General features: G+C 65.3%; 23 protein-coding genes. 15 read left to right on the top strand and 8 right to left on the bottom strand.

From position 1 onward, the window contains the following. Positions 1 to 387: 387 nt before the first annotated feature. From AC5LXK_RS33935 to AC5LXK_RS33955, 5 genes are all read left to right on the top strand, one after another. On the top strand, positions 388 to 3,981 hold the full coding sequence (locus AC5LXK_RS33935) for a YadA family autotransporter adhesin (RefSeq protein WP_493394989.1): 3,594 nt from the start codon (positions 388 to 390) through the stop codon (positions 3,979 to 3,981). A 244-nt stretch (positions 3,982 to 4,225) separates the two neighbouring features. Next, positions 4,226 to 4,681 carry a hypothetical protein gene (locus AC5LXK_RS33940; protein WP_493394990.1) on the top strand — a complete coding sequence of 152 codons (456 nt, stop codon included), beginning with the start codon at positions 4,226 to 4,228 and terminating at the stop codon, positions 4,679 to 4,681. Between the two features lie 104 nt (positions 4,682 to 4,785). Then, positions 4,786 to 4,995, top strand: a complete 210-nt coding sequence (locus tag AC5LXK_RS33945; RefSeq protein ID WP_493394991.1) for a hypothetical protein — start codon at positions 4,786 to 4,788, stop codon at positions 4,993 to 4,995. 5 nt (positions 4,996 to 5,000) lie between these two features. Then, complete coding sequence (locus AC5LXK_RS33950) at positions 5,001 to 5,651, top strand: hypothetical protein (protein ID WP_493394992.1); 651 nt, start codon at positions 5,001 to 5,003, stop codon at positions 5,649 to 5,651. A gap of 183 nt (positions 5,652 to 5,834) precedes the next feature. Further along, positions 5,835 to 6,365 carry a hypothetical protein gene (locus AC5LXK_RS33955; RefSeq protein ID WP_493394993.1) on the top strand — a complete coding sequence of 177 codons (531 nt, stop codon included), beginning with the start codon at positions 5,835 to 5,837 and terminating at the stop codon, positions 6,363 to 6,365. A 63-nt stretch (positions 6,366 to 6,428) separates the two neighbouring features. Here the strand turns inward: AC5LXK_RS33955 and AC5LXK_RS33960 are convergent, their stop codons facing one another. The 7 genes from AC5LXK_RS33960 to AC5LXK_RS33990 form a co-directional block, all read right to left on the bottom strand. After that, on the bottom strand, positions 6,429 to 6,818 hold the full coding sequence (locus tag AC5LXK_RS33960; protein WP_493394994.1) for a carboxymuconolactone decarboxylase family protein: 390 nt from the start codon (positions 6,816 to 6,818) through the stop codon (positions 6,429 to 6,431). 15 nt (positions 6,819 to 6,833) lie between these two features. Then, the gene (locus tag AC5LXK_RS33965; RefSeq protein WP_493394995.1) at positions 6,834 to 8,246 is read right to left on the bottom strand and encodes a purine-cytosine permease family protein; all 1,413 of its coding nucleotides are present in this window, start codon (positions 8,244 to 8,246) and stop codon (positions 6,834 to 6,836) included. 115 nt (positions 8,247 to 8,361) lie between these two features. After that, positions 8,362 to 9,831, bottom strand: coding sequence for an aldehyde dehydrogenase (locus AC5LXK_RS33970; protein WP_493394996.1), 1,470 nt, complete (start codon positions 9,829 to 9,831; stop codon positions 8,362 to 8,364). 12 nt (positions 9,832 to 9,843) lie between these two features. Further along, a complete protein-coding gene (locus AC5LXK_RS33975; RefSeq protein ID WP_493394997.1) occupies positions 9,844 to 10,881 on the bottom strand; it encodes an LLM class flavin-dependent oxidoreductase in 1,038 nt (345 codons plus the stop codon). 11 nt (positions 10,882 to 10,892) lie between these two features. Next, a complete protein-coding gene (locus AC5LXK_RS33980; protein WP_493394998.1) occupies positions 10,893 to 11,828 on the bottom strand; it encodes a flavin reductase in 936 nt (311 codons plus the stop codon). Position 11,829: 1 nt separating this feature from the next. Next, positions 11,830 to 12,648, bottom strand: coding sequence for an alpha/beta fold hydrolase (locus AC5LXK_RS33985; protein WP_493394999.1), 819 nt, complete (start codon positions 12,646 to 12,648; stop codon positions 11,830 to 11,832). Next, a complete protein-coding gene (locus tag AC5LXK_RS33990; protein WP_493395000.1) occupies positions 12,617 to 13,219 on the bottom strand; it encodes an amino acid synthesis family protein in 603 nt (200 codons plus the stop codon). The genes AC5LXK_RS33985 and AC5LXK_RS33990 overlap by 32 nt, the downstream gene beginning before the upstream one ends. 110 nt (positions 13,220 to 13,329) lie before the next feature. Between AC5LXK_RS33990 and AC5LXK_RS33995 the strand changes: the two genes are divergently transcribed. The 10 genes from AC5LXK_RS33995 (at position 13,330) to AC5LXK_RS34040 (ending at position 22,800) form a co-directional block, all read left to right on the top strand. Further along, the gene (locus tag AC5LXK_RS33995) at positions 13,330 to 13,620 is read left to right on the top strand and encodes a DUF1330 domain-containing protein (protein WP_493395001.1); all 291 of its coding nucleotides are present in this window, start codon (positions 13,330 to 13,332) and stop codon (positions 13,618 to 13,620) included. A gap of 128 nt (positions 13,621 to 13,748) precedes the next feature. After that, positions 13,749 to 14,435, top strand: a complete 687-nt coding sequence (locus tag AC5LXK_RS34000; RefSeq protein WP_493395002.1) for a GntR family transcriptional regulator — start codon at positions 13,749 to 13,751, stop codon at positions 14,433 to 14,435. A 218-nt stretch (positions 14,436 to 14,653) separates the two neighbouring features. Continuing rightward, positions 14,654 to 15,622, top strand: a complete 969-nt coding sequence (locus AC5LXK_RS34005; RefSeq protein ID WP_493395003.1) for a flavin reductase — start codon at positions 14,654 to 14,656, stop codon at positions 15,620 to 15,622. 162 nt (positions 15,623 to 15,784) lie between these two features. Beyond that, positions 15,785 to 16,825: an ABC transporter substrate-binding protein gene (locus AC5LXK_RS34010; protein WP_493395004.1), complete on the top strand. Its 1,041-nt coding sequence runs from the start codon at positions 15,785 to 15,787 to the stop codon at positions 16,823 to 16,825. 141 nt (positions 16,826 to 16,966) lie between these two features. Continuing rightward, a complete protein-coding gene (locus AC5LXK_RS34015) occupies positions 16,967 to 17,851 on the top strand; it encodes an ABC transporter permease (RefSeq protein ID WP_493395005.1) in 885 nt (294 codons plus the stop codon). Between the two features lies 1 nt (position 17,852). After that, positions 17,853 to 18,653, top strand: a complete 801-nt coding sequence (locus AC5LXK_RS34020) for an ABC transporter permease (RefSeq protein WP_493395006.1) — start codon at positions 17,853 to 17,855, stop codon at positions 18,651 to 18,653. 11 nt (positions 18,654 to 18,664) lie between these two features. After that, positions 18,665 to 19,762 (top strand): ABC transporter ATP-binding protein, encoded by a 1,098-nt coding sequence (locus AC5LXK_RS34025; RefSeq protein ID WP_493395007.1) that lies wholly within the window; start codon positions 18,665 to 18,667, stop codon positions 19,760 to 19,762. A gap of 11 nt (positions 19,763 to 19,773) precedes the next feature. Then, positions 19,774 to 20,481, top strand: coding sequence for a GntR family transcriptional regulator (locus tag AC5LXK_RS34030; RefSeq protein ID WP_493395008.1), 708 nt, complete (start codon positions 19,774 to 19,776; stop codon positions 20,479 to 20,481). Between the two features lie 119 nt (positions 20,482 to 20,600). Beyond that, positions 20,601 to 22,061: an NAD-dependent succinate-semialdehyde dehydrogenase gene (locus tag AC5LXK_RS34035; RefSeq protein WP_493395009.1), complete on the top strand. Its 1,461-nt coding sequence runs from the start codon at positions 20,601 to 20,603 to the stop codon at positions 22,059 to 22,061. A gap of 331 nt (positions 22,062 to 22,392) precedes the next feature. Further along, positions 22,393 to 22,800, top strand: coding sequence for a VOC family protein (locus AC5LXK_RS34040; protein WP_493395010.1), 408 nt, complete (start codon positions 22,393 to 22,395; stop codon positions 22,798 to 22,800). Between the two features lie 67 nt (positions 22,801 to 22,867). On the opposite strand, the gene AC5LXK_RS34045 is transcribed toward AC5LXK_RS34040, so the two are convergent. Beyond that, the gene (locus AC5LXK_RS34045; protein WP_493395011.1) at positions 22,868 to 23,254 is read right to left on the bottom strand and encodes a MerR family transcriptional regulator; all 387 of its coding nucleotides are present in this window, start codon (positions 23,252 to 23,254) and stop codon (positions 22,868 to 22,870) included. Between the last annotated feature and the right edge of the window lie 53 nt (positions 23,255 to 23,307).

Genomic DNA, 23,307 nt, shown 5'->3' on the forward strand with positions numbered 1-23,307 from the left:
TCGATACCTGGAAATGAGAATCCGGCTGCCGGAGACGAATTAAAAGAAGCGGGGTTGGCCGCGCTCGGCGCGGAATCGAATTCGGAGTGTTTATGACGACGGGTTGAATCTCCGGATTCAGCCGGGGGTGAACTCGTCCATGAACAACGATACGGATTCCTGAAGAATTTTTCGAATTAACGGAACGGACCGTCAAGGAGCGACGTGCCCGGGCCATCGAACGTCCGGCCGATACGGGCGCTCGATGCGTGTCGCTCTCGGCACGGCCCGGCCGCGCGACGGTATTCGCTTTCGCACCGAAGTCGTAATCGCAATCGCAGTCGAAGCTTTCAATAAAAGTAAGTAGTCCGTATTCAAACCAGACGCTACAAAACGGAGCAGAAGACCATGAAGAGGAAGCAGATTTCGGCGCTCGCCGCCGCCATGTTCACGGGCGCAGGTGTCCTGATCGCCGGTGCCGCGCATGCGGACAATTTCGTCGATCGCGGCAACCCGGACAACGCGCTCACCGGGCAGTGCATCGACGGGACGAACCCGCTGTGCGTGGCAACGAAGAGCGGGAGCTACGTCGCGGTGAGTACGGCGAACGTGACGCAGGGCACGAACGCGAAGGCCGGCACCAGCGGCATCGCGATCGGCGACCAGTCGAATGCGAGCAGCAACGGCGGCAGCAGCAGCGGCGGCGCGATTGCGATCGGCGTCGGCTCGCAGGCGCTGGCGAACTCGTCCACCGCGATCGGCACGGTGGCGGTTGCGCAGGGCAACACCGCGCTGGCGATCGGCCGCCAGTCGGCCGCGGTCGGCGATTTCTCGATGGCGCTCGGCAACGTGGCGGATGCGCACGGCACGAGCTCGATCGCGCTCGGCCACTCGGCGCTGGCCAGCGGCGATCGTTCGGTCGCGATCGGCGGTGCAAACCCGACGTCGAGCGACGGCGTGTCGGCCGGCGCGTCGTACGACGCGGCGACGCAGACGCGTGCCGGCGGTACGCAATCGGTGGCGATCGGCGCGGGCGCGCAGACGAACGGCAACAACCAGGTGGCGATCGGTTCGGGCAGCATCGGCGCGAACAACGGCGGCACGCCGGTGTTCGGCGGCACGGCTGCGCCGGTCGGCGGCGCGGTATCGTTCGGTGCACTCGGCAGCGAACGCCAGCTCAAGAACGTCGCGGCGGGCGCGGCCGATACGGACGCCGTCAACGTCCAGCAGCTGAGGAACGTGAACAACACGCTCAGCACGGGCATCGGCAACGTCGATGCGCGCGTGACGTCGGTCGGCAATTCGCTGTCGACCACGATCTCGAATGTCGACCAGCGCGTGACCAGCGTCGGCAACAGCCTCAGCACGAGCATCGTCACGGCGACGCAGAATGTCGTGAAGTACACCGACAACACGCATGCGGCGATCGCGCTCGACGGCGCCAACGGTACGACGATCGGCGGTGTTGCCGCCGGCGTCGCCAATACCGACGCGGTGAACGTCGGCCAGTTGAAGGGCAGCCTCGCACCGCTGCAGACGTCCGTGTCGACGGCCGCATCGAACATCACGAACCTGCAGACCAGCGTGACCGGCATCAATGCGTCGCTAAGCACGGCCGCGTCGAACATCGGCGGCCTGCAGGCGGCCGATGCGCGCAACGTGAAGTACGACGGCGCAAGCGGTTTCGATTCGGTCACGTTCGCCGGCACCAACGGCACGACGCTGCACAACGTCGCGGACGGCAAGGACGTGCACGACGCGGTCAACGTCGGGCAGCTGAACGGTGGCCTCGCCTCGCTCAGCACGAGCGTGACGAACAACCTCAGCACGACGCTCGGCAACCTGAGCACGTCGATCACCAGCCAGATCGGCAGCGCGACGAAGAACGCCGTGCAGTACGACAGTGACGCGCACAGCGGCGTCACGCTGGGCGGGACGGCGGCAGCCGCGCCGGTCGGCCTGCACAACGTCGCCGATGGCGTGGCGGCAAACGATGCGGTGAACGTCGGCCAGCTCGGCCAGGCGACCAGCACGCTCAACCAGTCGATCACGACCGTCGGCAACCAGGTGACGACGAATACGGGCAACATCGCGGCGCTGCAGCAGGACGCGCTCCAGTGGAACCCGGGCATCGGCGCGTACGATGCGAGCCACGGCGGCCATGGCCCGCAGCTCATCAGCAACGTCGCGGCCGGCAAGGCCGGTACCGACGCGGTCAACGTCGACCAGCTGACCGCGGCGATTCACGACGGCACGAGCCAGCTCGATGCGCTTGCGGTGAAGTACGACGATGCGAGCAAGCAGCAGGTTTCGCTCGGCGCGGGCAACGGCGGCAGCCCGGTGCGCGTGACCAACGTGGCGGCCGGCAACGTGGCGGCCGGCAGCACCGACGCGGTGAACGGCGCACAACTGCGCAGCGCGATCGGCGGCACGGCAGCCGCGCTCGGCGGCGGCGCGGCGGCGAACCCGGACGGCTCGATCACCGCACCGAACTACAAGATCGGCGGCAGCGCGTTCAACAATGTCGGCGACGCGCTGACGAATCTCGACGGCCGCGTCGGCAGCAACACGACGACGCTCGAGAATCACGAAACGCGCATCGGCAATGCCGAAACGAACATCGCGGGCAACACGGCGGCGATCGCCGGGCTGCAGCAGGACGCGTTGCAGTTCGATCCGACGCTCGGCGCGTTCAACGCGGCGCGCGGCGGTGCGCCGACGAAGCTGACGAACGTGGCCGACGGCAACGTCGCCGCCGGCAGCACGGATGCGGTGAACGGCGGCCAGCTGTCGGGCGTGAAGACCTCGCTCGAACAGCAGATCACGCAGGTGTCGAACCAGGCCGGCGAAGCCGTGAAGAACGTCGTCAAGTACGACGTCGACACGAACGGCAACCGGCTGAATTCGGTGTCGCTCGTCGGCGGCGATGCCACGTCGGCGGTCGTGCTGAAGAACGTCGCGGCGGGCACCAGCGATACGGACGCGGTGAACGTGAAGCAGCTGAAGGACGTGCAGTCGAACCTGAACCAGCTCGGCGCGCTCGCGGTGCAGTACGACGACAGCTCGAAGAGCACGATCACGCTCGGCGGCGCCGGCGGCACGCGCATCACCAACGTGCAGGCAGGCACGCTCAGCGCGACCAGCACCGATGCGGTGAACGGCTCGCAGCTTTACGCGACCAACCAGCAGGTGTCGAAGAACACGACCGACATCTCGAACCTGCAGAGCAACGTCACCAACATCGCGAACGGCAAGGCCGGCCTCGTGCAGCAGCAGGATCCGAACGGCGCGATCACGGTCGGGCAGGGCACGGGCGGCACCAGCGTGAACTTCTCCGGCACGGCGGGCGACCGCGTGCTGACCGGCGTCGCGGCGGGCGTGAACGCCAACGACGCGGTCAACATGGACCAGTTCAACACCGCGCTGCAGAATGCGGCGGCCAACGACAAGATCCGTGCGGCGGCGACCGATGCGAACACGTCGTGGATCGCGCGCGCCGATGCGGGGGCGATCGGGTCGACGGCGACGGCGACCGGCAAGAATGCGGTGGCGGTCGGCCAGGGCTCCGTCGCCGATCGCGACAACTCGTTCTCGGTCGGCGCGAAGGGCAGCGAGCGTCAGGTCACGAACGTCGCGGCCGGGACGGCGCCGACCGACGCGGTGAACGTGCAGCAGCTGAACGACAACCTGTCGGCGGCATCGACGCAGGCGAAGGGCTACACCGACCAGCGCATCGGGCAGGTGTACAACTCGTTCAACGACCTGAAGAAGGACATGTACGGCGGCGTCGCGTCGGCGATGGCGGTGGCCGGCTTGCCGCAGCCGACGGGCGCGGGGCGCTCGATGGTATCGGCGGCCACGTCGAACTATCACGGCCAGCAGGGCTTCGCGGCAGGGTACTCGTACGTGACGGAGAGCAACCGCTGGGTCGTCAAGGCATCGGTGACGGGCAACACGCGGTCGGACTTCGGCGCGGTGGTCGGCGCGGGTTATCAGTTCTGATGCAGGTCGCGCAGCGTTGAGTTGCGGTGGCCCGGGGTCCGTCGGTGGACCCCGGGCCATTGGCGTTTGACGCGCCGCTCGATGCCGAAACATCGGCAAGGGTCGCAGTGTCGCCGTGGCGACCTGTACGACCGTCAACGAATGACCTGCCATGCGTCGGACACGCGGAACGCCCCGGTGGTGCGAATAGAATGGGCGATGTGCCGGTTGCGGAGTGCGCCGGCCGGTCAACCGGAGCTCAAACATGAAGCGGATCGGCACACGTGCGTGGTTGCCGGGCGTTGCAGCGTTGTTCGCGTCGGCAGTTCTGGCGAGCGGCCATTTGCCGCCGAGGACCCAGCCACCGCAATCGTTCGCCAGTTTCGACGCGTGCGTCGAGCATCTGCGGCAGTTGTACGCACAGGACATGACCGGTGCGAAGCAGGGGCCGCAACCGATCGAGAACGGCGCGACACGCGAGAAGACAGTCGAGACCCAGGGCGTCGTGGCCAACGGACCCGATGAAGCGCATTACAACGCCGAGGTGGGTTGGTCGATTCGCGTGCCGGGCGGCGACGCCGTGGGCCATCGCTGGATCCGGACGAGCTACACGTTCGAACGGTGGGCATGGACCTGCAGCAGTGCCCTGCTGACCGGCACGATGAACGGCGGCTTCGCGTCGCCGTCATTCAAGCCGATCAGCGACGCAAGCGAGCAATGACAAGCGGGTCGACGGCCGTTCGCCTGAGTAGCTAGCGGTTGAGCGCATCGCCTGGCGGCCGCGTGAACGCCAGGTGAAAACGTAATGAACATGAAAGAATCGGCGTGACCTTCGACGCACGCAGGCGTGCGGTGTCGTTGTCACTGCCCGATATCGTCGATATTTCGCCGTGTGAAACGATGCCGGCACGTGCGATCGATGGATTTCCGGTTCGCCTCTGGTGCAGACAATCGTCGGCTGGCACAATGCACTCCGCATTGATCGTGTCCGAGCACGATGGCCCGTTCCGTACGGGCACCGACAACGACAAATGAAAACAATGAAACCCGTTACCTGGATGCGTCTCCGGCCACGCTTCGCATGGCCGCACCCGGTCATTCGGCTCCGTTTCGTTCGATCGATCCCGCTGTGGTTGCCGCTGGTCGCCGCGACGGGCTGCGCACAGCAGCGCAGCATCGAGATCCAGGACAACCCCGTTCCGAAGCGGCAGTACGAAGTCACGCTGCAGATCCACCAGCCGCCCGGGCCGTTCGACGGTACGGCGCGCGGATGGGTGTACTTCCGCGTCGAGAACAATCGCTGCCTGCCGCTCACGCCGATTTCCGGCGCCACGATCTATCCGGACAAGACCGTCGCGTTCAACGTCACGCGGGTGAGTGCCACCGAGTACCGCGGCACGTTCTTCGCCGACCGTCTGCAAGACCAGGACTACTACGGTCTGGGGGTATGCCGCTGGGCCGTCAACACGCTGGGCATTGAACTGTCGGGCAACGGCGTCAGGTTCAACACGTCGATGGGCGGCACCGATGCGGATTCGGGCAAGCCGGCGACCACCTATTACACGGTGGCCGACTATCGGCGGCCATCCAGCCGGACCGAAGCCGACGGCTCGACCCGCCGCGATGTCTTCGGCGCACAACCGCCCGGTGGCGTATTCGACATGACGCTGACCACGCGGCCGCTACCCTGACGGACCCGCGCGCTTGCGACGCGGCCGTCGCGTGACTTCGGCAGGTCGGCGGCATGCGGTTGCATCGCGACTCATCCCGTGCGTTGCGGTTCAACCCGAATACCAACGCATACGAAGCATCGAAGACGTAGCGCGGCATGTCACTTTCAACGATGGTTCCACGTAGATAAAAAAGAGGATTGCATGGAGATGCCTGTCTCGAAAAGAAGCCTGTCAATCGTGTTGGCGTGTGCGGTCATGCCCTTCGCTACCGGGTGTGCGTCGGTTTGCTCCGCGCTGGATAACAGCCCGGTCTGCGCCACGATGTATCCCGGCCCGGTTCAGAAGGCGGCCAAAACCATGGTCGGGAAGCCGATCTCGGTCGCATTCAAGACGTTCGGCCAGCCGTTCATCAATCATCCGCCCGTGCCCTCAGCATCACCGGAATCGGTGAGCTATACCGGAAATTATTTCTGGGACAGTTCACGAACGCACGTGAGCCCGAATCTGACGTTCGTTCAAACCGGCAGCCAATACGTCGGCAGCCATGTGGCCGGGATGACCCCGGCCGGCAACGGCGTGGCGGAAACACCGGTGTACCAGGACGACTATCAAGCCACCGGCTACTACGATCACGAGACGGTCCTGGACTATGTCTGCATGATCACCATCAAGACCAACCATGCGGACATCATCACGAAGGTGGATGTCGGCGGCTGCGGGAAAGGGCACTGAAGGATCGATCGCGACCACAACCGGGTGAGCCGGCGGTGTCGCGATGCGCTCACCCGACGGCGCTTACTTCAACGCACCCTCGGCCACCAGCACTTCGTGTGCGGCCTTGAACGCACTCAATCCATGCGGGATTCCCGAGTAAGCGGTCGCATGTAGTAGCGTCGCCTTGATTTCATCGACGCTCACACCGTTGTTGAGCGCACCCTTCACGTGCAGCTTGAGCTCATTGGTATGACCCGCGGCAGTCAGCATCGCGAGGTTGAGCAGGCTGCGCGTTTTGCGGTCGAGCGTCTCGTCGCCCCATGCCCAGCCCCACGCCCACGCCGTGGTGGCGCGCTGGAACGCCATCATGAAGGCGTCGGCCTTTTCCATCGACGCATCGACGTAGTCGGGGCCGAGCACTTCCCGACGGATCGGCAAGCCTTTCTGAAACAGCGCGTCGTCTTCATTCATGATCGATCTCCTTCGTTAATCCAGAGCCCCGGCGCTCGCCGGGCAGCGGCCGCGTGCACGCGAACCGTTCTTCGACGCGAACAGGCAGCACACCAGCGCGGTGACGACGAGTCCCACCATCCACGACACGTCCGCGCCACCGAGAATCGATGCCCACGGGCCGTGGAAGAAGCTTTCGTCCATGAACGGCACCTGGACCGCGATGCCGAACACGTAGATCGCGAGGGCCTTGACGTTGAACGCCCCATACACGCCGCCGTGGCTGCTGATGATTTCCGCGACCCGGTAGTGGCGGTTGTTCACCAGATAGAAGTCGATCAGGTTGATCGCGATCCACGGCGCCAGCACGATGCGCAGCGCGAAGATCGCGTTGAGGAAGATCGAGATGAAGTTGCTCGACGCCCACAGCGCGGTGATGGTCGACGCCACCAGCAGCACCGCCGACACGACGACGCGCACGTTGCGGCCGGGCACCCAGTGCGGGCGGAAGGTCTGCGCGGCGGTGATGAACGACAGCACCGCGCCATACAGGTTCATCCCGTTGTGGCCGATGATGTTGACGAGGAACAGGAAGATCAGCACGTAGCCGAACGCGCCGGTCTGCTCGCGGATCGCCTGCATCGCGTCGGTCGAATGCCCGGTGCTGACGGCGAGCACGCCGAACAGGAACGCGAAGATCGTTCCCAGCGACGTGCCGAAGTACGTGTACGCGAAGGTCTTTCCGAATCCGGCGGAAGCCGGCAGATAGCGCGAATAGTCGGACGTATAGGGTGCGAAGCTGATCTGCCAGACCGCGCACAGCCCGAACATCGCGAACCAGTTCGCGAAATCGAAGTGGCCCTGCGCGAAGCTCCGGGCGTCGAGGCCAGGCACCATCAGCGCGACGCCGATCAGCAGCGCACCGCCCATGAACCACGCGCCGATCTTGTTGAAGCGATGAATGAAGTGGCAGCCGATCACGCCGACCAGCGTCGCGAGTACCGCGCCGATGACGGTCGCAACCGGCACCGGTACCGCGGGCGCGGCCGTGTGGAGTGTCTTGCCCGCGAGAATGATGTTCGATACGAAGAAGCCGAGATAGATGAGCGTGGTGAACCCGACCACCAGCAACGATCCGTAGCGGCCGAACTGCGCGCGGCTCTGGATCATCTGCGGTACGCCGACCAGCGGCCCCTGCGCGGAGGTGAGTGCGTGAAAGATCGCGCCGAAGCATTGCCCGGCCACGATGGCGAGAATCGCGCTGACCAGGTCGAGGTGGAACACCAGCACTGACGTGGCGCCCGAGATCACGGCCAGCGGCGCGACGTTCGTGCAGAACCACAGGGTGAAGAGGTCGGCCGGCTTGCCGTGCCGGGCCTCCGGGGCAACGTACTCGATCGAGTTGCTCTCGATCGCCAGAACACCGTTATCGTTTTCCGCTTGCTTCATGCTGTCTCCATCTTTATTGCCGGACCGTGCCGCACCATGCACGCGGTTCGACGCGACATGGCACGGCAGGATCTGTACGGCTTCGAGTCGGTACTGCAGGCGAATGCCGGCCCGCTCAACGCATCACGAACGGGTCGCTGATCGGATCGTCCGACGTGCGCAGCCACACGGATTTCGTCGTCGTGTATTCGAGCGCGGCGCTCAGGCCGCCTTCGCGACCGTGCCCGGACAGGCCGAAGCCGCCGAACGGCACGAGTGGCGACACGGCCCGATAGGTGTTGATCCACACGATGCCCGAGCGCACGCGCTTCGATACACGGTGCGCACGCGTGAGGTTGGTCGTGAAGATGCCGGCCGCGAGGCCATAGACCGTGCTGTTCGCCTTCTCGATCGCTTCCTGCTCGGAGTCGAACGTATCGACCGACAGTACCGGCCCGAACAGCTCCGTCGTGATGCTGTCGGCTTGTTCGACGCCGGTGCAGTCGAGGATGGTCGGCGCGTAGTAGTAGCCGTCGCGCGCGAGCCTCGTTCCGCCCGCGAGCACTTTCGCGCCCTGGCGCACCGAATTCGCGACCACCGATTCGATGTTGCGAAGCTGACGTTCGGTACACAGCGGTCCGTACTCCGTTTCCTGCTCGTTGGGTGATCCGACGCGAATGCGCGACACCCGCTCGACCAGCAACGCAAGGAACCGTTCCTTGACGGACGCCTCGATCAGCAGGCGCGAACCCGCGACGCAACTCTGGCCGCTCGCCGCGAAAATCGCGGCGACCTGCGCATTCACCGCGCTCTGGATATCGGTATCGGCGAACACGATGAACGGCGACTTGCCGCCGAGCTCCAGCGACACCTTCGCAAGGTTGTTGGCCGTGTTCCGCACGATGTGGCGAGCAGTCTCGGGGCCGCCGGTGAACGCGACCTTGTCCACGCCCGGATGGCTGCTCAGCACTGCGCCGCATTCCGGGCCGAAGCCGGTAATGACGTTGACGACACCCGGCGGGAATCCGGCTTCGTGCACGAGGCGCGCGAACTCGAGCAACGGCCCCGGCGCTTCCTCTGATGCCTTCAGCACCACCGTGCAGCCGGCCGCGAGGGCCGGGCCGACCTTGACCGCGGACAGGAACAACTGGCTGTTCCAGGGCACGATCGCGGCGACGACACCGACCGGCTGCCGCTCGAGCCACACCTGCATGTCGGGCTTGTCGACGGGGATGCTGCTGCCTTCAAGCTTGTCGGCGATGCCCGCGTAATAGCGGTAATACTCGGCGACATATGCGATCTGGCTCGACGTTTCCCGGATGATCTTGCCGGTATCGTTCGTCTCGATCGCGGCAAGTCGCGGTGCGGCCTGTTCGACGAGCGCGGCGAGCTTGTACAGCAGCTTGCCGCGCGCGGATGCGGAAAGCCCTGCCCAGGCCGGATCGGTCAACGCGCGGCCGGCCGCCGATACCGCACGGTCGACCTCGTCGGTCCGCGCTTCCGGCATCTGCGCCCACACGGCGCCCGTCGCCGGATTGATGCTGCCGAAGGTGGCCGCGCCGGGCTCGAACTGCCCGTCGATATACAGCTGAAAATGCACGTTCATGGCATCTGCACCTTATTGGAACGCGGGCATCACGTCGCGGATCATCCGTTCGAGCGACGCCTTCTTGCGCTCGAAGCTCATGCCCGTATCGATCCAGAACGAGTACTCGTCGAAGCCGAGCGCCTCGTAGGCCTTCAGGCGCGCAATGACTTCGGCGGGCGTACCGATCACGTTGTTCTTGCGCATCGCTTCCGGCGTGTAGAACGGGTGCGCGGCGATTTCCTCGCGGCTGAGCGGCTTGATCATTCCGCGGCTGACCGGACGCTCGTTCTTGAACCACGCGCCGAAGTAGTTGTAGAAAACGTTGACTTCGTCGGCGGCCACTTGCGCGTCGTCCTCGCTGTTCGCCACGTAGGTGTGACGCAGCAGCATGATCTGCGGGCGCGGCATGTCGCGGAACTTCTCGCATGCCGCGTTGAAGTGGCCGACCAGTTTCTCGACTTCCTCGTCGCCGAAGTGCAGCGGCGTGACCTGCACGTTGCAGCCGTTCGCGACCGCGAACTCGTGGCTGTTCGGATCGCGCGCGGCCACCCAGATCGGCGGATGCGGTCGCTGCAGCGGCAGCGGCGACGACGTCGTCGACGGGAATTGCCAGAACTCGCCGTCGTGCGCGTAGTCGCCTTCCCACAGCTTCTTCACGGCCGGAATGAGTTCACGCATGCGCTGGCCCGCGCCCCACGCGTCGAGGCCGGGCATCAGGCGCTCGTATTCGAACGAGTATGCGCCGCGCGCGATGCCCAGTTCAAGACGTCCGCCCGAGATGATGTCGGTCATCGCGGCCTCGCCGGCAAGCTTGATCGGGTGCCAGAACGGTGCGACGACCGTGCCCGTGCCGAGCCGCACGCGCTTCGTCTTGTTGGCGAGGTCGGCGAGGTTGATGAACGGATTCGGCGCGATCGTGAAGTCCATGCCGTGGTGCTCGCCGGTCCAGACGGCGTGCATGCCGCCCCGATCGGCGATCTGGCACAGCTCGACCATTTCGTCGTACAACTGCTTTTGACTGGTCTGGTCGGAGACGCGCTCCATGTGGACGAAAAGCGAAAAACGCATGATGTGACCTTTCAGGAAAGAAGCGGGCGGACGGTGCCGGTGCTGTGATCGCCGAAGTACAGGCCGTAGCTCTTCAACTGGCTTTCCCTGCGATAGCGCTCCAGCATGCTGGCCAGCGCGCTGTCCTGGAACGCATCGGCCTCGATATCGTCGAGGCTCACGAATGCGCCGGCGGTGGCCACTTCGTCGGGCGCGCTGCAGAGGAACGAGATGTACTGGTAGTGCGTTTCGGTATTGTTGTAGACCGAATAGATGAAGCTTGCCGAAGCGTCCGGCTGGTATTGCCTGAAGAGTTCGGCGAGCGCCTTGTCGGCGCCTGCGTTGCCGATCTCCCGGGTGGGCAGCGCCCATTTGTGGTCGGCCGTTTTCACCATCAGCACCTTGTCGTCGCGCGTGATGATCGCGCTGACGATGACCTTCGGGCCGGCGATCACCTCGGCCGACAGCTTCGCCGGCGTGAAATAGCCGCCGCGGTAGTAACCGAGCCCCGCGTAGCCGGCGGAATGGAACGCCTCGACCTTGCCGACGATGAGCGCATGGTCGCCTGCGTCGATCACCGCGTGCGTCGTGCAGTCGAACCACGCGCTGACGTCGTCGATCAGCGGGTTGCGATGCGCGCTCAGGTGCCAGCCGACCTGTGCGAAGCGATCGTCGCTGGGCCGCGCAAAGGTGTTGGACAGTTCTTTTTGTCCCTCCGCGAGGATGTTGATCGCGAAGTGGCCGGCCGTGGAAAACGTCTGGAAATTGCTCGACGTCTTCGCGATGCTGACGAGCAGCAGCGCGGGGTCCAGCGACACCGACGAGAACGAATTCGCGGTGAAGCCGAGCGGCTGGCCGTCATCGCGGGCGGTGGTGACGATCGTCACGCCGGTCATGAACGCGCCGAACGCGTCGCGCAACTCCCGGGTGTTGATCGCCGGGGCTTCCTGGCGGGTTGCTTGGCTCATCTCACACTTCCGATTTCAGGGTTTCCGCCTGTGGCTCGGTCTGCAACCAGGCACGCAGGGCGCGATTGACTTCCTCGGGCGCGGTCAGGTTCACCATGTGGCGCTCGTTCTCGATGACGACGGCCTTGCCGTCATGCGCGGCCTGCGCCATTTGCCTGGCCATTTCGGGCGTCGAATTCGGGTCGTCCGATCCGGTGAGCACGAGGGCGGGGCAGGTAATCCGGTGCCAGCCGTCGGCATACACTTCGTCGCCCTTCGCGAACGCGGAGTACGCGGTGGCGTAGCCCGCGAGATCCACGGACTGCAGCCACGATTCCACCTTCTGCGCGGCGACCTGCTGCGCTTCTTCCGCGTTGAACCAGCGCCGCAGCGGCGTATCGACGTCGATGGTTCCCGAGCGCAGCTCGGCGGCGCGTTGCAGCACGGCTTCGCGCGCCTGCTCGGTGCGGCGGTACACACCGTTCAGGATTGCCACGCGCTTGACGAGATCGGGGCGCGTCACCGCGACACCGGCGGCGATGAGCGAGCCCATCGAATGGCCGGCCAGGTTGACGGGGCCGACCTTCAGCATCTCGATGAACGCGATCGCCCACTGCACGAACTGCTGCAGATCGGCATCGGTGTCGAGTGCATCGCTCGTGCCGTGGCCCGGCATGTCGACCGAAATCACGCGGAAGTCGCGCGACAGGTCGTCGATCTGCGGATACCACGCGTTCGCCTGCATGCCGACCCCGTGAATCAGCACCAGCGGTTCGCCGGCGCCCTGGTCGAGATAGTGGGCGACGCGCTTATTTGACAGCGGCAGGGTTCTTGACGTCATTTCCGAGCTCTGCGAGATCTTTGTAGCGGTCGCCGATGCGGTGATGCGGACGGCCGGCGGTGGCGGCGCCGATGGCGATGACCAGCTCGTCGGCGGCCGGGGCGTCCGGAATCGAGAACTGGAGCGTCAGGTAGTGAGAGCGACGGCCTTCGTCGTTCTTGTCCATCATCGGGATCAGCAGCGGCGCATTGGCCGGGCCGCGCGTGTTGTTGAACGCGAGGTACGACTTCGCGCCGACAGCCGTGCGATAGGTGTTGCCGAAGTGCAGCGTGTGGATCAGCGCGGACGCATGCTCGATTTCGCCGTCGAGGCCGACGATCGCGCTCTTGCCGAACGCTTCGACCGCGTCGCCCGAGCCGGCTTCGTCGAGGATCAGCTTCGTCAGGTGTTCGCTGAGCTGCGGCGCGAGCGCGCGGATCTCCGGCGACAGGTCCTCGACGTACCCGCGGCCTGCCCACGGGTTCTTGATCACGGCGACCGCGCCGATCATCTTCAGCGGTCTGGCCGCGACCTTGTCGCCATCCACATGGAGCGTCTCGACATGGAGGACGGATTTCCGAATCAGGCTCATGGCACCTTCCTTTCGTGCGTTGATTGTGGGATTCATTGTGGTATACCATGTTACGGCATGCCATGAGTGTTAACCCGTGTCTTGAAATTCCCCGAACGTGGAGGCGGAAAATGAGTGCGTACTGGATTGCCCATGTGCAGGTGCTGGACCCCGTGAAATACAAGGACTACACGGATCTCGCACCACTGGCGTTCAAGAAATTCGGCGCGGTGTTCCTCGCGCGCGGCGGCGTATCGCAGGTGCTGGAGGGCGACGCGTTCGAGCGTCACGTCGTGATCCGGTTTCCCGACCTGGAAACGGCGCTCGCGTGCTATCACTCGCCTGAATACCAGGCGGCGAAGGCGAAGCGGGATGGACACTGCCGCGCGCAGGTCTCGATCGTCGAGGGGCTGGAGGGCTGATCGCGCGGCTGACGGCGCGCGGCGCGTGGGATGGAAAGCGCCGACAGTTGGGTCATAATATGGCATTCCATGTCTGTGCCCGGCGCATCGCCGGGGCAGGCAGCCCATCCGTTTTCAGAGTGCCGCCCATGCAAGACCTCAAAATCGACCGCAATGCCAAGACCTTGCGCGAACTGACGCTCGACAAACTGCGCGGTGCGATCGTGCAGGGTTATTTCCGGCCGGGTGCCCGGCTCGTCGAGCGCACGCTGTGCGACGAACTCGGCGTGAGCCGCACGGTGGTGCGTGAAGTGCTGCGGCACCTGGAGACCGAAGGGCTGGTCGAGACCGTGTCGCGGCAAGGGCCGGTGGTCGCACGGCTCGATCCGGCGCAAGTCGGCGAGATCTACGAGTTGCGCGGCCTGCTCGAAGCCAATGCCGCGCGGGCCTGCGCGGAAGGCGCGACGCCCGAAGTCGTGCAGCAACTGCGCGAGATCCGCGCGACGATCGAAGATGCGTTCGCGAAGCAGGAACTGCCGCGCGTGCTCGAGTACACCGAGCGCTTCTACGAAACGCTGTTCGAAGCCGCGGGGAAACAGGTGTCGCTGACGGTCGTCAAGACGCTCAACGCCCGCATCAACCGGCTGCGGGCACTGACCATCGCGATGCCGGGGCGCGGCAGCGATTCCAACACCGAGATGAACCGCCTGCTCGACGCGATCGAGCGGCGCGACGGCGAGGCGGCGTCTGCCGCGTCTGCCGCGCACATCAAGCGGGTGGCCGAACTGGCGTTGTCGGCACTGGCCCGACAGGACGAGGCCGTCGACGAAAGCTGACGGGTTCCGGCGCACGGGTTTCGACTCGCGCGGTTCGGGTTTGACATGAAAGGCCGCCGGCGCACAACGCCCGCGGCCTTTTGTTTTGCCTGCCGATTCATTCGATTTTGTCTGCTGATTCCACTCATGGTATTCCATAATACGGCAGGCATTGTTGTGGGCCATAAGATGGAATACCATAATCTCATCGAGTAACGCACCGTTCACGGGAGAACGCCATGACTGAGTCGATGACCGCACATACCGTGCAACCGGACTTCGATACGCGTGGATTTCGTCGCGCGCTCGGCGCATTCGTCACCGGCGTGACGGTCGTCACGACGCTTCAGCAGGACGGATCCCCACGCGGCTTCACGGCGAACTCGTTCACGTCCGTGTCGCTCGACCCACCGCTGATCCTCGTGTGCATCGCGAAGACGGCGTCGAGCCACGCCGTGTTCTCCGCCACGCAGCGCTTTGCCGTGAGCGTGCTCGCCGAAAACCAGACCGATGTATCCGGCGTCTTCGCATCGAAAGCACCGGACAAGTTCGCACAAGTACCGTGGAGCACACGCAAGACGGGCGTGCCGGTGATCCAGGATGCGGCGGCGAGCTTCGACTGCCTGACGCATGACGTGGTGGACGCGGGCGATCACGTCATCCTGATCGGCCGCGTGGTCGACTTCGAACAGACGAGCGCTTTGCCGCTGGGCTATTGCCGCGGGGCGTACGTGAACTTCACGTTGTCGCAGGACGCGTTGTCTGCGGCGGGCGAGCGCGCCGAGGTCGGCGCGATTCTCGAACATCGCGACGGGCTGGTGCTCGTCGATACGCCGCACGGGCTGCGCCTGCCGACCGGCACCCGGCTCGAACCGGCGAGCGACGCGGCGAGCCTGCGCGGCGTGCTCGCGAAGCTCGGCCTCAACGCGCATCTCGACTTCCTGTTCGCCGTCTTCGAATCGATCGGCGCGCGCGAGCCGGGCGTCCATATCTATTACCGCGGCCGCGTGATTCCCACCGGCTCGCCGTGGTTCGACAGCAGCATCCGAATCGTGCCGCTCTGGCAGGTGCCGTGGGACGAGATCACCGATCCCGCCGTGCGCTCGATGCTCGAACGCTACGTGCGCGAACGCCGGCAGGACGCGTACGGCATCTATGTCGGCGGCACGGAAGCCGGCACGGTGCAGCCGCTCGCGCTCGCGCACTGATAGCGCTGCCGCGCGATTGCGATTGCGATCGCGGCCGGCGATGAACAACAAGATCGAGATCGGGAAGCCGGCGCGTCTGACGCCGGGTGCCTGAACACGCGTATTCGAATGGCTGCCGCCCCCATGGCCGCGAGTCGCAACCGTTTTTCCTGGAGAGAGACCATGAGCAGCAGAAGCATCCCGCGCTTCGCAGCGTCGCGCCTCGCCTGTATCGCCCCGTTGGTCGCGCTGAGCGCCGCGCCCGCACTCGCCGCCGACCAGATCGTGTTCACGAGCTGGGGCGGTACGACCCAGTCGTCGCAACAGAAGGACTGGGCGCAGCCGTTTACGCAGGCGAGCGGCATCAACGTGCTGATGGACGGGCCGACCGATTACGGCAAGCTCAAGGCGATGGTCGACAGCGGCAACGTCGGCTGGGACGTGGTCGACGTGGAGGGCGACTTTGCGTACGCGGCGGAGAAGGCCGGCCTGATCGAGCCGATCGACTATGCCGTGGTGAAGAAGGCCGACCTGGATCCGCGCTTCGCGACGCCTTCCGCGGTGGGCAGCTTCTATTACTCGTTCGTGCTCGGCTACAACAAGGCGAAGTACACGGGCGCGCAGCCGCAAACCTGGGCGGACCTCTTCGATACCCGGCGCTTCCCGGGCAAGCGCACGTTCTACAAGTGGTCGGCGCCGGGCGTGCTTGAAATCGCGCTGTTGGCCGACGGCGTCGCACCCAACAAACTGTACCCGCTCGACCTCGACCGTGCGTTCAGGAAGCTCGACTCGATCAAGGGCGACATCGTCTGGTGGAGCGGCGGCGCACAGTCGCAGCAGTTGCTCGCGTCGGGCGAAGCGCCGATCGGCATGTTCTGGAACGGCCGCCTGCATGCACTCGCGCAGACCGGTGTGCCGGTCGGCATGTCGTGGAACCAGAACCTGACCGCCGCCGACATGCTCGTGATCCCGAAGGGCGCGAAGCATCGCGACGCGGCGATGAAGTTCCTCGCCGCCGCGACGAGCGCGCAGGCCCAGGCGAAATTCGCGGCCGATACCGGCTATGCGCCGATCAACCTGAAGTCGGCCGCGTTGATGCCGCCGGCGATCGCGAAGACGCTGCCCGACCAGTACAAGGCCTCGCAGATCAATCTCGACATGAAGTACTGGGCCGAGAACCGCGATGCGATCGCGAAGCGCTGGTACGCATGGCAATCGAAGTAAGCAGGCCCGGGAAACTGGACGGGCTCGCGCTCCGATCAGGATAACGAACCGAATAGAACCTGACCGGCCCGGCAACGCATCTGCATGGGGCCAGGGGAAGCAGGCGCCGAAGCGCCGGCCCTGGCCGACAAAGGAGACACCATGCCAAACGTATTGAGTACCGTCGCGCATCCGCCTGCGGCGGCCATGCGCAAGCGGCGCGACTGGCGCAGCATGCGGCTGCTGATGCCCGCGATGCTGCTGCTCGTGATTTTCTTCCTGCTGCCGGTGCTGTCGCTGCTGCTGCGCAGCGTGCTCGAGCCGACGCCGGGATGGCACAACTACGCACAACTGCTCGGCTCGACGACGTATGTGCGCGTGTTCGGCAACACGTTTCTCGTGGCGACGGTCGTGACGCTCGTCACGCTGCTGGTGGGCTTTCCGATGGCGTGGCTGCTCGCCATCGCGCCGCGCAAGCTCAGCGCCGTGCTGTTCGCGATCCTGCTGTTGTCGATGTGGACCAACCTGCTCGCGCGGACGTTCGCGTGGATGGTGCTGTTGCAGGGAACGGGGCCGATCAACCGCGCACTGATGGCGATCGGCGTGATTCACGAGCCGCTGTCGCTCGTGAACAACCTGACCGGCGTCACGATCGGCATGACCTACATCATGCTGCCGTTCCTCGTGATGCCGCTGCACGCGACGCTGCGCGGCATCGATCCGTCGACGTTGCGCGCCGCCGCGGTATGCGGCGCGAGCCGCTGGCAGGCGTTCTGGCGCATCCTCGTGCCGCTCGCGATGCCGGGCGTGGCGTCCGGCGCGCTGATGGTGTTCGTGATGGCGCTCGGATACTTCGTCACGCCCGCGCTGCTGGGTGGGCCGTCGTACATGATGCTGGCCGAACTCATCGCCCAGCTCGTGCAGGAACTGCTGAACTGGGGCCTCGCAGGCGCCGCCGCATTCGTGCTGCTCGCCGTGACGCTCGCGCTCTATGCGTTGCAGCTGCGCTTCACCGGCAGTACGCGCGCCACTACCGGAGGTCGCTGACATGTTGCTCGATTTCGATCGCCTGGGCGCATTGCGCTGGGTCCTCGTGGCCGTGGGCGCGGCCGTCGCGCTGTTCCTGCTGCTGCCGATCGTCTTCATCGTCGCGCTGTCGTTCGGCGATTCGCAGTGGCTCATCTTTCCGCCGCCGGGCTGGACGCTCGAATGGTACCGTCAGCTCTTCACCGACGCGGGCTGGATCGACTCGCTGCTGACCAGCGCGAAGCTGGCGGTGATCGTCACCGCACTGTCCGTGCTGATCGGGTTCCTCGCGTCGCTGGCGCTCGTGCGCGGCACGTTTCGCGGTCGCGAGGCCGTGCGGGGCTTCTTCCTCACGCCGATGGTGCTGCCCGTCGTCGTGCTCGCTGTCGCGCTCTATGCGTTCTTCCTGCGCATCGGCCTGAACGGCACGATGACCGGCTTCGTGATCGGCCACCTGATCATCGCGTTGCCGTTCTCGATCATCTCGATCAGCAATTCGCTCGTGAGCTTCGACACGGCGCTGGAAGACGCCGCATTGATCTGCGGTGCGTCGCCGCTCACGGTGAAGCTGCGGGTCACGCTTCCCGCGATCCGGCTCGGCCTGTTTGCCGCTGCGATCTTCGCGTTCCTCGCGTCGTGGGACGAAGTCGTGGTGTCGATCTTCATGTCGAGCCCGACGCTCCAGACGCTGCCCGTGCGGATCTGGGCGACGCTGAGGCAAGACCTGACGCCCGTCGTGGCAGCCGCGTCGTCGCTGCTCGTCGGATTGACGACCGTATTGATGCTGGCAGGCGCCGTGGTGCGCCGCGCACGCGCTCACTGAGGTAACACGCCATGACAGCCTTCCTGCAAATCCAGCGCCTGCGCAAGACCTACGGCGACGTCGTCGCGATCGACCAGGTGTCGCTCGACGTGCGCAAGGGTGAATTCATGACCTTCCTCGGACCGTCGGGTTCGGGCAAGAGCACCACGCTTTATATCGTCGCGGGTTTTCAGGAGCCGACCGACGGCCGCGTGCTGCTCGACGGCAAGTCGCTGCTGTCGGTCGCACCGAACCAGCGCAACATCGGGATGGTGTTTCAGCGCTATACGCTGTTCCCGCATATCACCGTGGGCGAGAACGTCGCATTCCCGCTGCGGGTGCGCCGCCGCCCCGACGCTGAAGTTCGCGCGAAAGTCGAGCAGATGCTGAAACTCGTGCACCTGTCCGAATGCCGTGACCGGATGCCCGCGCAGCTCTCGGGCGGACAACAGCAGCGTGTCGCCATTGCGCGTGCGCTTGCGTACGATCCGCCGGTGCTGCTGATGGACGAGCCGCTCTCCGCGCTCGACAAGAAGCTGCGCGAGGAAATTCAGCTGGAGCTGCGCCGCATTCACCAGGAAACGGGTGTGACGATCCTCTACGTCACGCACGACCAGGAGGAAGCGCTGCGCCTGTCCGACCGCATCGCCGTGTTCAACCAGGGGCGCATCGAGCAGATCGGCACTGGCGAGGAGCTTTACGCGAATCCGGCGTCGCGCTTCGTCGCGAGCTTCATCGGCAATTCGAACTTCCTGCCGGTCAAGGTGACCCGGCACGGCGACGGCCGCATCGGCGGCGTGTTGCCCAACGGCCACGAAATGGCATCGGACCTGTTTCACCCGACACTCGCCGCCGGTGACGAAGGCGCGGTGATGATCCGCCCGGAGCAGATGCGCATCAGTTCGCTGCAGCACGCCGGCGGTTCGAGCGGCACGACAGGCTTGCCCGTGATCGTGCGTGACGTCACCTATCTCGGCGATGCGATGCACTACGCGGTCGCGACACCGTGGCAGCAGGAGATCTCGATCCGCATGCCGGCCGCGCACCGGCACGACAACGGCATCGTGATCGGTGCGCAGGCACGGGTCGACTGGGACGCACGCGACGTGCGCCTCTTCGCGCAAGCCTGACGGCGGCAGCCATGCGTCCCGCACTGCCGTCCCTGAAAGTCGAGCGGCCCGCCGCCACGCTGCGCGAGCTCGCTCTCGAGAAGATGCGTACCGCGATCCTCGATGCGCACTTCCAGCCGGGCGAGCGGCTGGTCGAGCGCTCGCTATGCGAGATCCTCGGCGTGAGCCGCACCGTCGTGCGCGAGGTGCTGCGGCATCTGGAAACGGAAGGGCTCGTCGATTCGATCCCGAACCAGGGGCCGATCGTCGCGGTGCTCGACTTCGACACGGCGGCCGAGATCTACGAAATACGTGCGTTGCTCGAAGGTGAGGCCGCAATGGCCTGCGCGCAGCATGCGGACGCATCGCTGGTCGCCGAACTGGCCGCGTGTATCGACCAGATCCAGCGAGCGTTCGACGCGCAGGAACACCAGGCGGTGAAGTCGCTCACGTCGGCGTTCTATGAGCGCATGTTCAGCGCAGGCAAAAAGCACGTTGCGTGGGAGATCGTGCAGACGCTGATCGCGCGTATCAACCGGTTGCGCGCGCTGACGATCGCATCCGACGATCGCGGGCACCAGGCCGTCGTGGAGATGCGCGCGATTCTGTCGGGCATCGCGACGGGAAACGGCATGGCGGCGCGCGAGGCGGCCATCGCGCACGTGCACCGGGTGGCCGAGATCGCACGCAAGCTGCTGACGCACGGCCACGACAGTGCGTCGTGGCGTCAGGCGGGATAGTGCGTTTGGCTTCGTGATGCCGTCCTCGCTGTCGTCGTCCGTCGCTTGAAATTTTCCGTATCCGCGGCCCGAATCGTACCTGGGTCGCTTCATGCATTTTTATCCCGGAAGGAACGATCGTGGAATTGAACACGCTGTTGAAGGATCCGGCGCTCTTGCGTCAGCAGGCTTATGTGGGCGGCCAATGGTGCAACGCGGATTCGGGCGAGCGCTTCGACGTGCTTGACCCGGCGACAGGCGCGACGCTTGGCAGCGTCCCGTCGATGGGTGCCGCAGAGACGTCGCGCGCGATCGATGCCGCGAATGCGGCATGGCCGGCGTGGCGTGCGAAGACGGCGAAGGAACGCGCGCGCATCCTGCACCGCTGGTACGCGCTCGTGATCGACAACGCCGACGATCTCGCGCTGATCCTGACGGCCGAGCAGGGCAAGCCGCTGGCCGAAGCGAAGGGCGAAATCGTCTATGGCGCGTCGTTCATCGAATGGTTCGCGGAAGAGGGCAAGCGCGTGGCCGGTGACACGCTCGCGACGCCCGCGTCGGACAAGCGCCTGCTGGTCGTCAAGGAGCCCGTCGGCGTGTGCGCGGCGATCACGCCGTGGAATTTTCCGAACGCGATGATCACGCGCAAGGTCGGCCCGGCGCTCGCGGCCGGCTGTCCGATCGTCGTGAAGCCCGCCGAGGCGACGCCATTCTCGGCGCTCGCGCTCGCCGTGCTGGCCGAGCGCGCGGGAGTGCCGAACGGTGTGCTCAACATCGTCACCGGCGACCCGAAGGCGATCGGCGGCGCGATGACGAGCAGCCCCGTGGTGCGCAAGCTGTCGTTTACCGGATCGACCGGCGTGGGGCGATTGCTGATGGCGCAGAGCGCACCCACCGTGAAGAAAGTCACGCTCGAACTCGGCGGAAACGCGCCGTTCATCGTGTTCGACGATGCCGATCTCGATGCGGCGGTCGAAGGGGCGATCGCTTCGAAGTACCGCAACAACGGACAGACGTGCGTGTGCACCAATCGCTTCTACGTGCATGAGCGCGTGTATGACGCGTTCGCCACGAAACTGGTGGCGGCGGTGAAGAACCTGAAAGTCGGGCACGGCGCCGAAGGCGGCGTGACGCTCGGGCCGCTGATCAACCGCGCGGCGATCAGCAAGGTCGAAGCGCATATCGCGGACGCACTCGACAAAGGCGCGACGCTCGCCGCCGGTGGCAAGCGGCATGCGCTCGGGCATGGCTTCTTCGAGCCGACGGTGCTCCTGAATGCCACCGCGCAAATGGACGTCGCGCGAGAGGAGACGTTCGGGCCGCTCGCGCCGCTGTTCCGCTTCTCGAGCGACGACGAGGTCGTCAAGCTCGCCAACGACACCGAATTCGGGCTTGCCGCCTATTTCTACAGCAGCGATGTCAAGCGCGTGTGGCGGGTCGCCGAGCAGCTCGAATACGGGATGGTCGGCATCAATACCGGACTCATTTCGAACGAAGTTGCGCCGTTCGGCGGCGTGAAGCAGTCGGGGATCGGCCGCGAAGGGTCGCACTACGGCATCGACGATTACCTGGTCATCAAGTACCTGTGCATGGCAGTCTGATCGTCGGTTCGTTTGACTGAAAGCGGGGGCGCGGACGTGACGGCGTGGTCGTCCGCAAACAGCGAACTCGCGCGTCATCGTGCGCGCCATCCGATCGGCAATGCGGTCGGCATCGCCGACATCACGTCAAGGGGCGTACGCCCCGAATGCGAGTAGCGCAAGCCGCCGGGATCGTCCCCCTCCCCGGACCGGCGGCCCCGCAAGGGTTCACGCGCTGCCCGGCACGTGCATCCAATGCGAGTTGTCGAATGTGAGCAGTAGCTCATATTCTGAAGTCGTCGGGCGGAACGGCATGGGGCCGCCGCCGATCACCGCATCAGAGAGCACGACAATGACCGAAACGACCCAAACGATGAAGCTCAACCACCTGAGCTTCCCCTCGGCCGATACGCTGGCGACGGCCCGATTCTTCGAGCGGTACCTTGGCTTCACGATCGCCGGAAGCTGGGACCAATCCTGGATCCTGAAGCGTCCGGGCTTCGACGTCGTGATCGATCACGTCGGCGACGGCGTGCCCGCATGGCCGACGAATTTCCACGTCGGCTTCGAACTGCCGAGCCTCGATGCCGTCCGCGCGCTATTTGAGCGCTTCAAGGAAGAGGGCGTCGCGATGGAGACGGAGATCTTCAACAACGGGCGCGGCTCGCGCTTCTTTTGCCGCGAACCGGGCGGCGTGATGTTCGAGCTGAATACGCGCTCGGATGCGTCGCCGGAATATCAAGGCACGTTCGACGACTGATGCGGGGTGGTTCGCACCGAGCTCAACCGCAACCGCCGCTGCACCGTATCGAGATGGCGCCGGCGCCTCAGTCGAGCGGCGGCACCGCGCCGTCCTGCAAGGTCTTGACGAGCCTTGCACGCCGTTTCTCGAGATCCGCGATCTGACGGTCGATCGCGTCGAGGCGTTCCCGCTGAACGTCGGTGATCTGATCGCACGAGCGGGCGCCCTCGATCAGCAGCATGCAGTCCGGAAAGCCGCGAATATCGTCGATGGTGAAACCGGTCGCGATCATGCGCTGAATCTGTTTGACCTGCGTGACCACCTTGTCGGGGAACATGCGATAGCCATTGGCCGCCCGCACCGACGCGAGCAGGCCGTGCTCGTCGTAGTGCCGGATCGATCGCACGCTCGCGCCGGTGAGTTGCGAGAGTTTGCCGATGGTCAGGAGTGGCTGCACGGACGGACTTTTCATGAAAGGAAGGTTAGCACGACCTGCTTGACTCTCACACAGGTGTGAGGGTTGAG

The organism is Burkholderia pulmonis, assembly GCF_984667975.1.

Bases quoted from the DNA above. Each gene is read 5' to 3' on its own strand.
- AC5LXK_RS33935 (WP_493394989.1), top strand. From the start codon at position 388: ATGAAGAGGAAGCAGATTTCGGCGCTCGCCGCCGCCATGTTCACGGGC.
- AC5LXK_RS33940 (WP_493394990.1), top strand. From the start codon at position 4,226: ATGAAGCGGATCGGCACACGTGCGTGGTTGCCGGGCGTTGCAGCGTTG.
- AC5LXK_RS33950 (WP_493394992.1), top strand. From the start codon at position 5,001: ATGAAACCCGTTACCTGGATGCGTCTCCGGCCACGCTTCGCATGGCCG.
- AC5LXK_RS33955 (WP_493394993.1), top strand. From the start codon at position 5,835: ATGGAGATGCCTGTCTCGAAAAGAAGCCTGTCAATCGTGTTGGCGTGT.
- AC5LXK_RS33960 (WP_493394994.1), bottom strand. From the start codon at position 6,818: ATGAATGAAGACGACGCGCTGTTTCAGAAAGGCTTGCCGATCCGTCGG.
- AC5LXK_RS33965 (WP_493394995.1), bottom strand. From the start codon at position 8,246: ATGAAGCAAGCGGAAAACGATAACGGTGTTCTGGCGATCGAGAGCAAC.
- AC5LXK_RS33970 (WP_493394996.1), bottom strand. From the start codon at position 9,831: ATGAACGTGCATTTTCAGCTGTATATCGACGGGCAGTTCGAGCCCGGC.
- AC5LXK_RS33975 (WP_493394997.1), bottom strand. From the start codon at position 10,881: ATGCGTTTTTCGCTTTTCGTCCACATGGAGCGCGTCTCCGACCAGACC.
- AC5LXK_RS33980 (WP_493394998.1), bottom strand. From the start codon at position 11,828: ATGAGCCAAGCAACCCGCCAGGAAGCCCCGGCGATCAACACCCGGGAG.
- AC5LXK_RS33985 (WP_493394999.1), bottom strand. From the start codon at position 12,648: ATGACGTCAAGAACCCTGCCGCTGTCAAATAAGCGCGTCGCCCACTAT.
- AC5LXK_RS33990 (WP_493395000.1), bottom strand. From the start codon at position 13,219: ATGAGCCTGATTCGGAAATCCGTCCTCCATGTCGAGACGCTCCATGTG.
- AC5LXK_RS33995 (WP_493395001.1), top strand. From the start codon at position 13,330: ATGAGTGCGTACTGGATTGCCCATGTGCAGGTGCTGGACCCCGTGAAA.
- AC5LXK_RS34000 (WP_493395002.1), top strand. From the start codon at position 13,749: ATGCAAGACCTCAAAATCGACCGCAATGCCAAGACCTTGCGCGAACTG.
- AC5LXK_RS34005 (WP_493395003.1), top strand. From the start codon at position 14,654: ATGACTGAGTCGATGACCGCACATACCGTGCAACCGGACTTCGATACG.
- AC5LXK_RS34010 (WP_493395004.1), top strand. From the start codon at position 15,785: ATGAGCAGCAGAAGCATCCCGCGCTTCGCAGCGTCGCGCCTCGCCTGT.
- AC5LXK_RS34015 (WP_493395005.1), top strand. From the start codon at position 16,967: ATGCCAAACGTATTGAGTACCGTCGCGCATCCGCCTGCGGCGGCCATG.
- AC5LXK_RS34020 (WP_493395006.1), top strand. From the start codon at position 17,853: ATGTTGCTCGATTTCGATCGCCTGGGCGCATTGCGCTGGGTCCTCGTG.
- AC5LXK_RS34025 (WP_493395007.1), top strand. From the start codon at position 18,665: ATGACAGCCTTCCTGCAAATCCAGCGCCTGCGCAAGACCTACGGCGAC.
- AC5LXK_RS34030 (WP_493395008.1), top strand. From the start codon at position 19,774: ATGCGTCCCGCACTGCCGTCCCTGAAAGTCGAGCGGCCCGCCGCCACG.
- AC5LXK_RS34040 (WP_493395010.1), top strand. From the start codon at position 22,393: ATGACCGAAACGACCCAAACGATGAAGCTCAACCACCTGAGCTTCCCC.
- AC5LXK_RS34045 (WP_493395011.1), bottom strand. From the start codon at position 23,254: ATGAAAAGTCCGTCCGTGCAGCCACTCCTGACCATCGGCAAACTCTCG.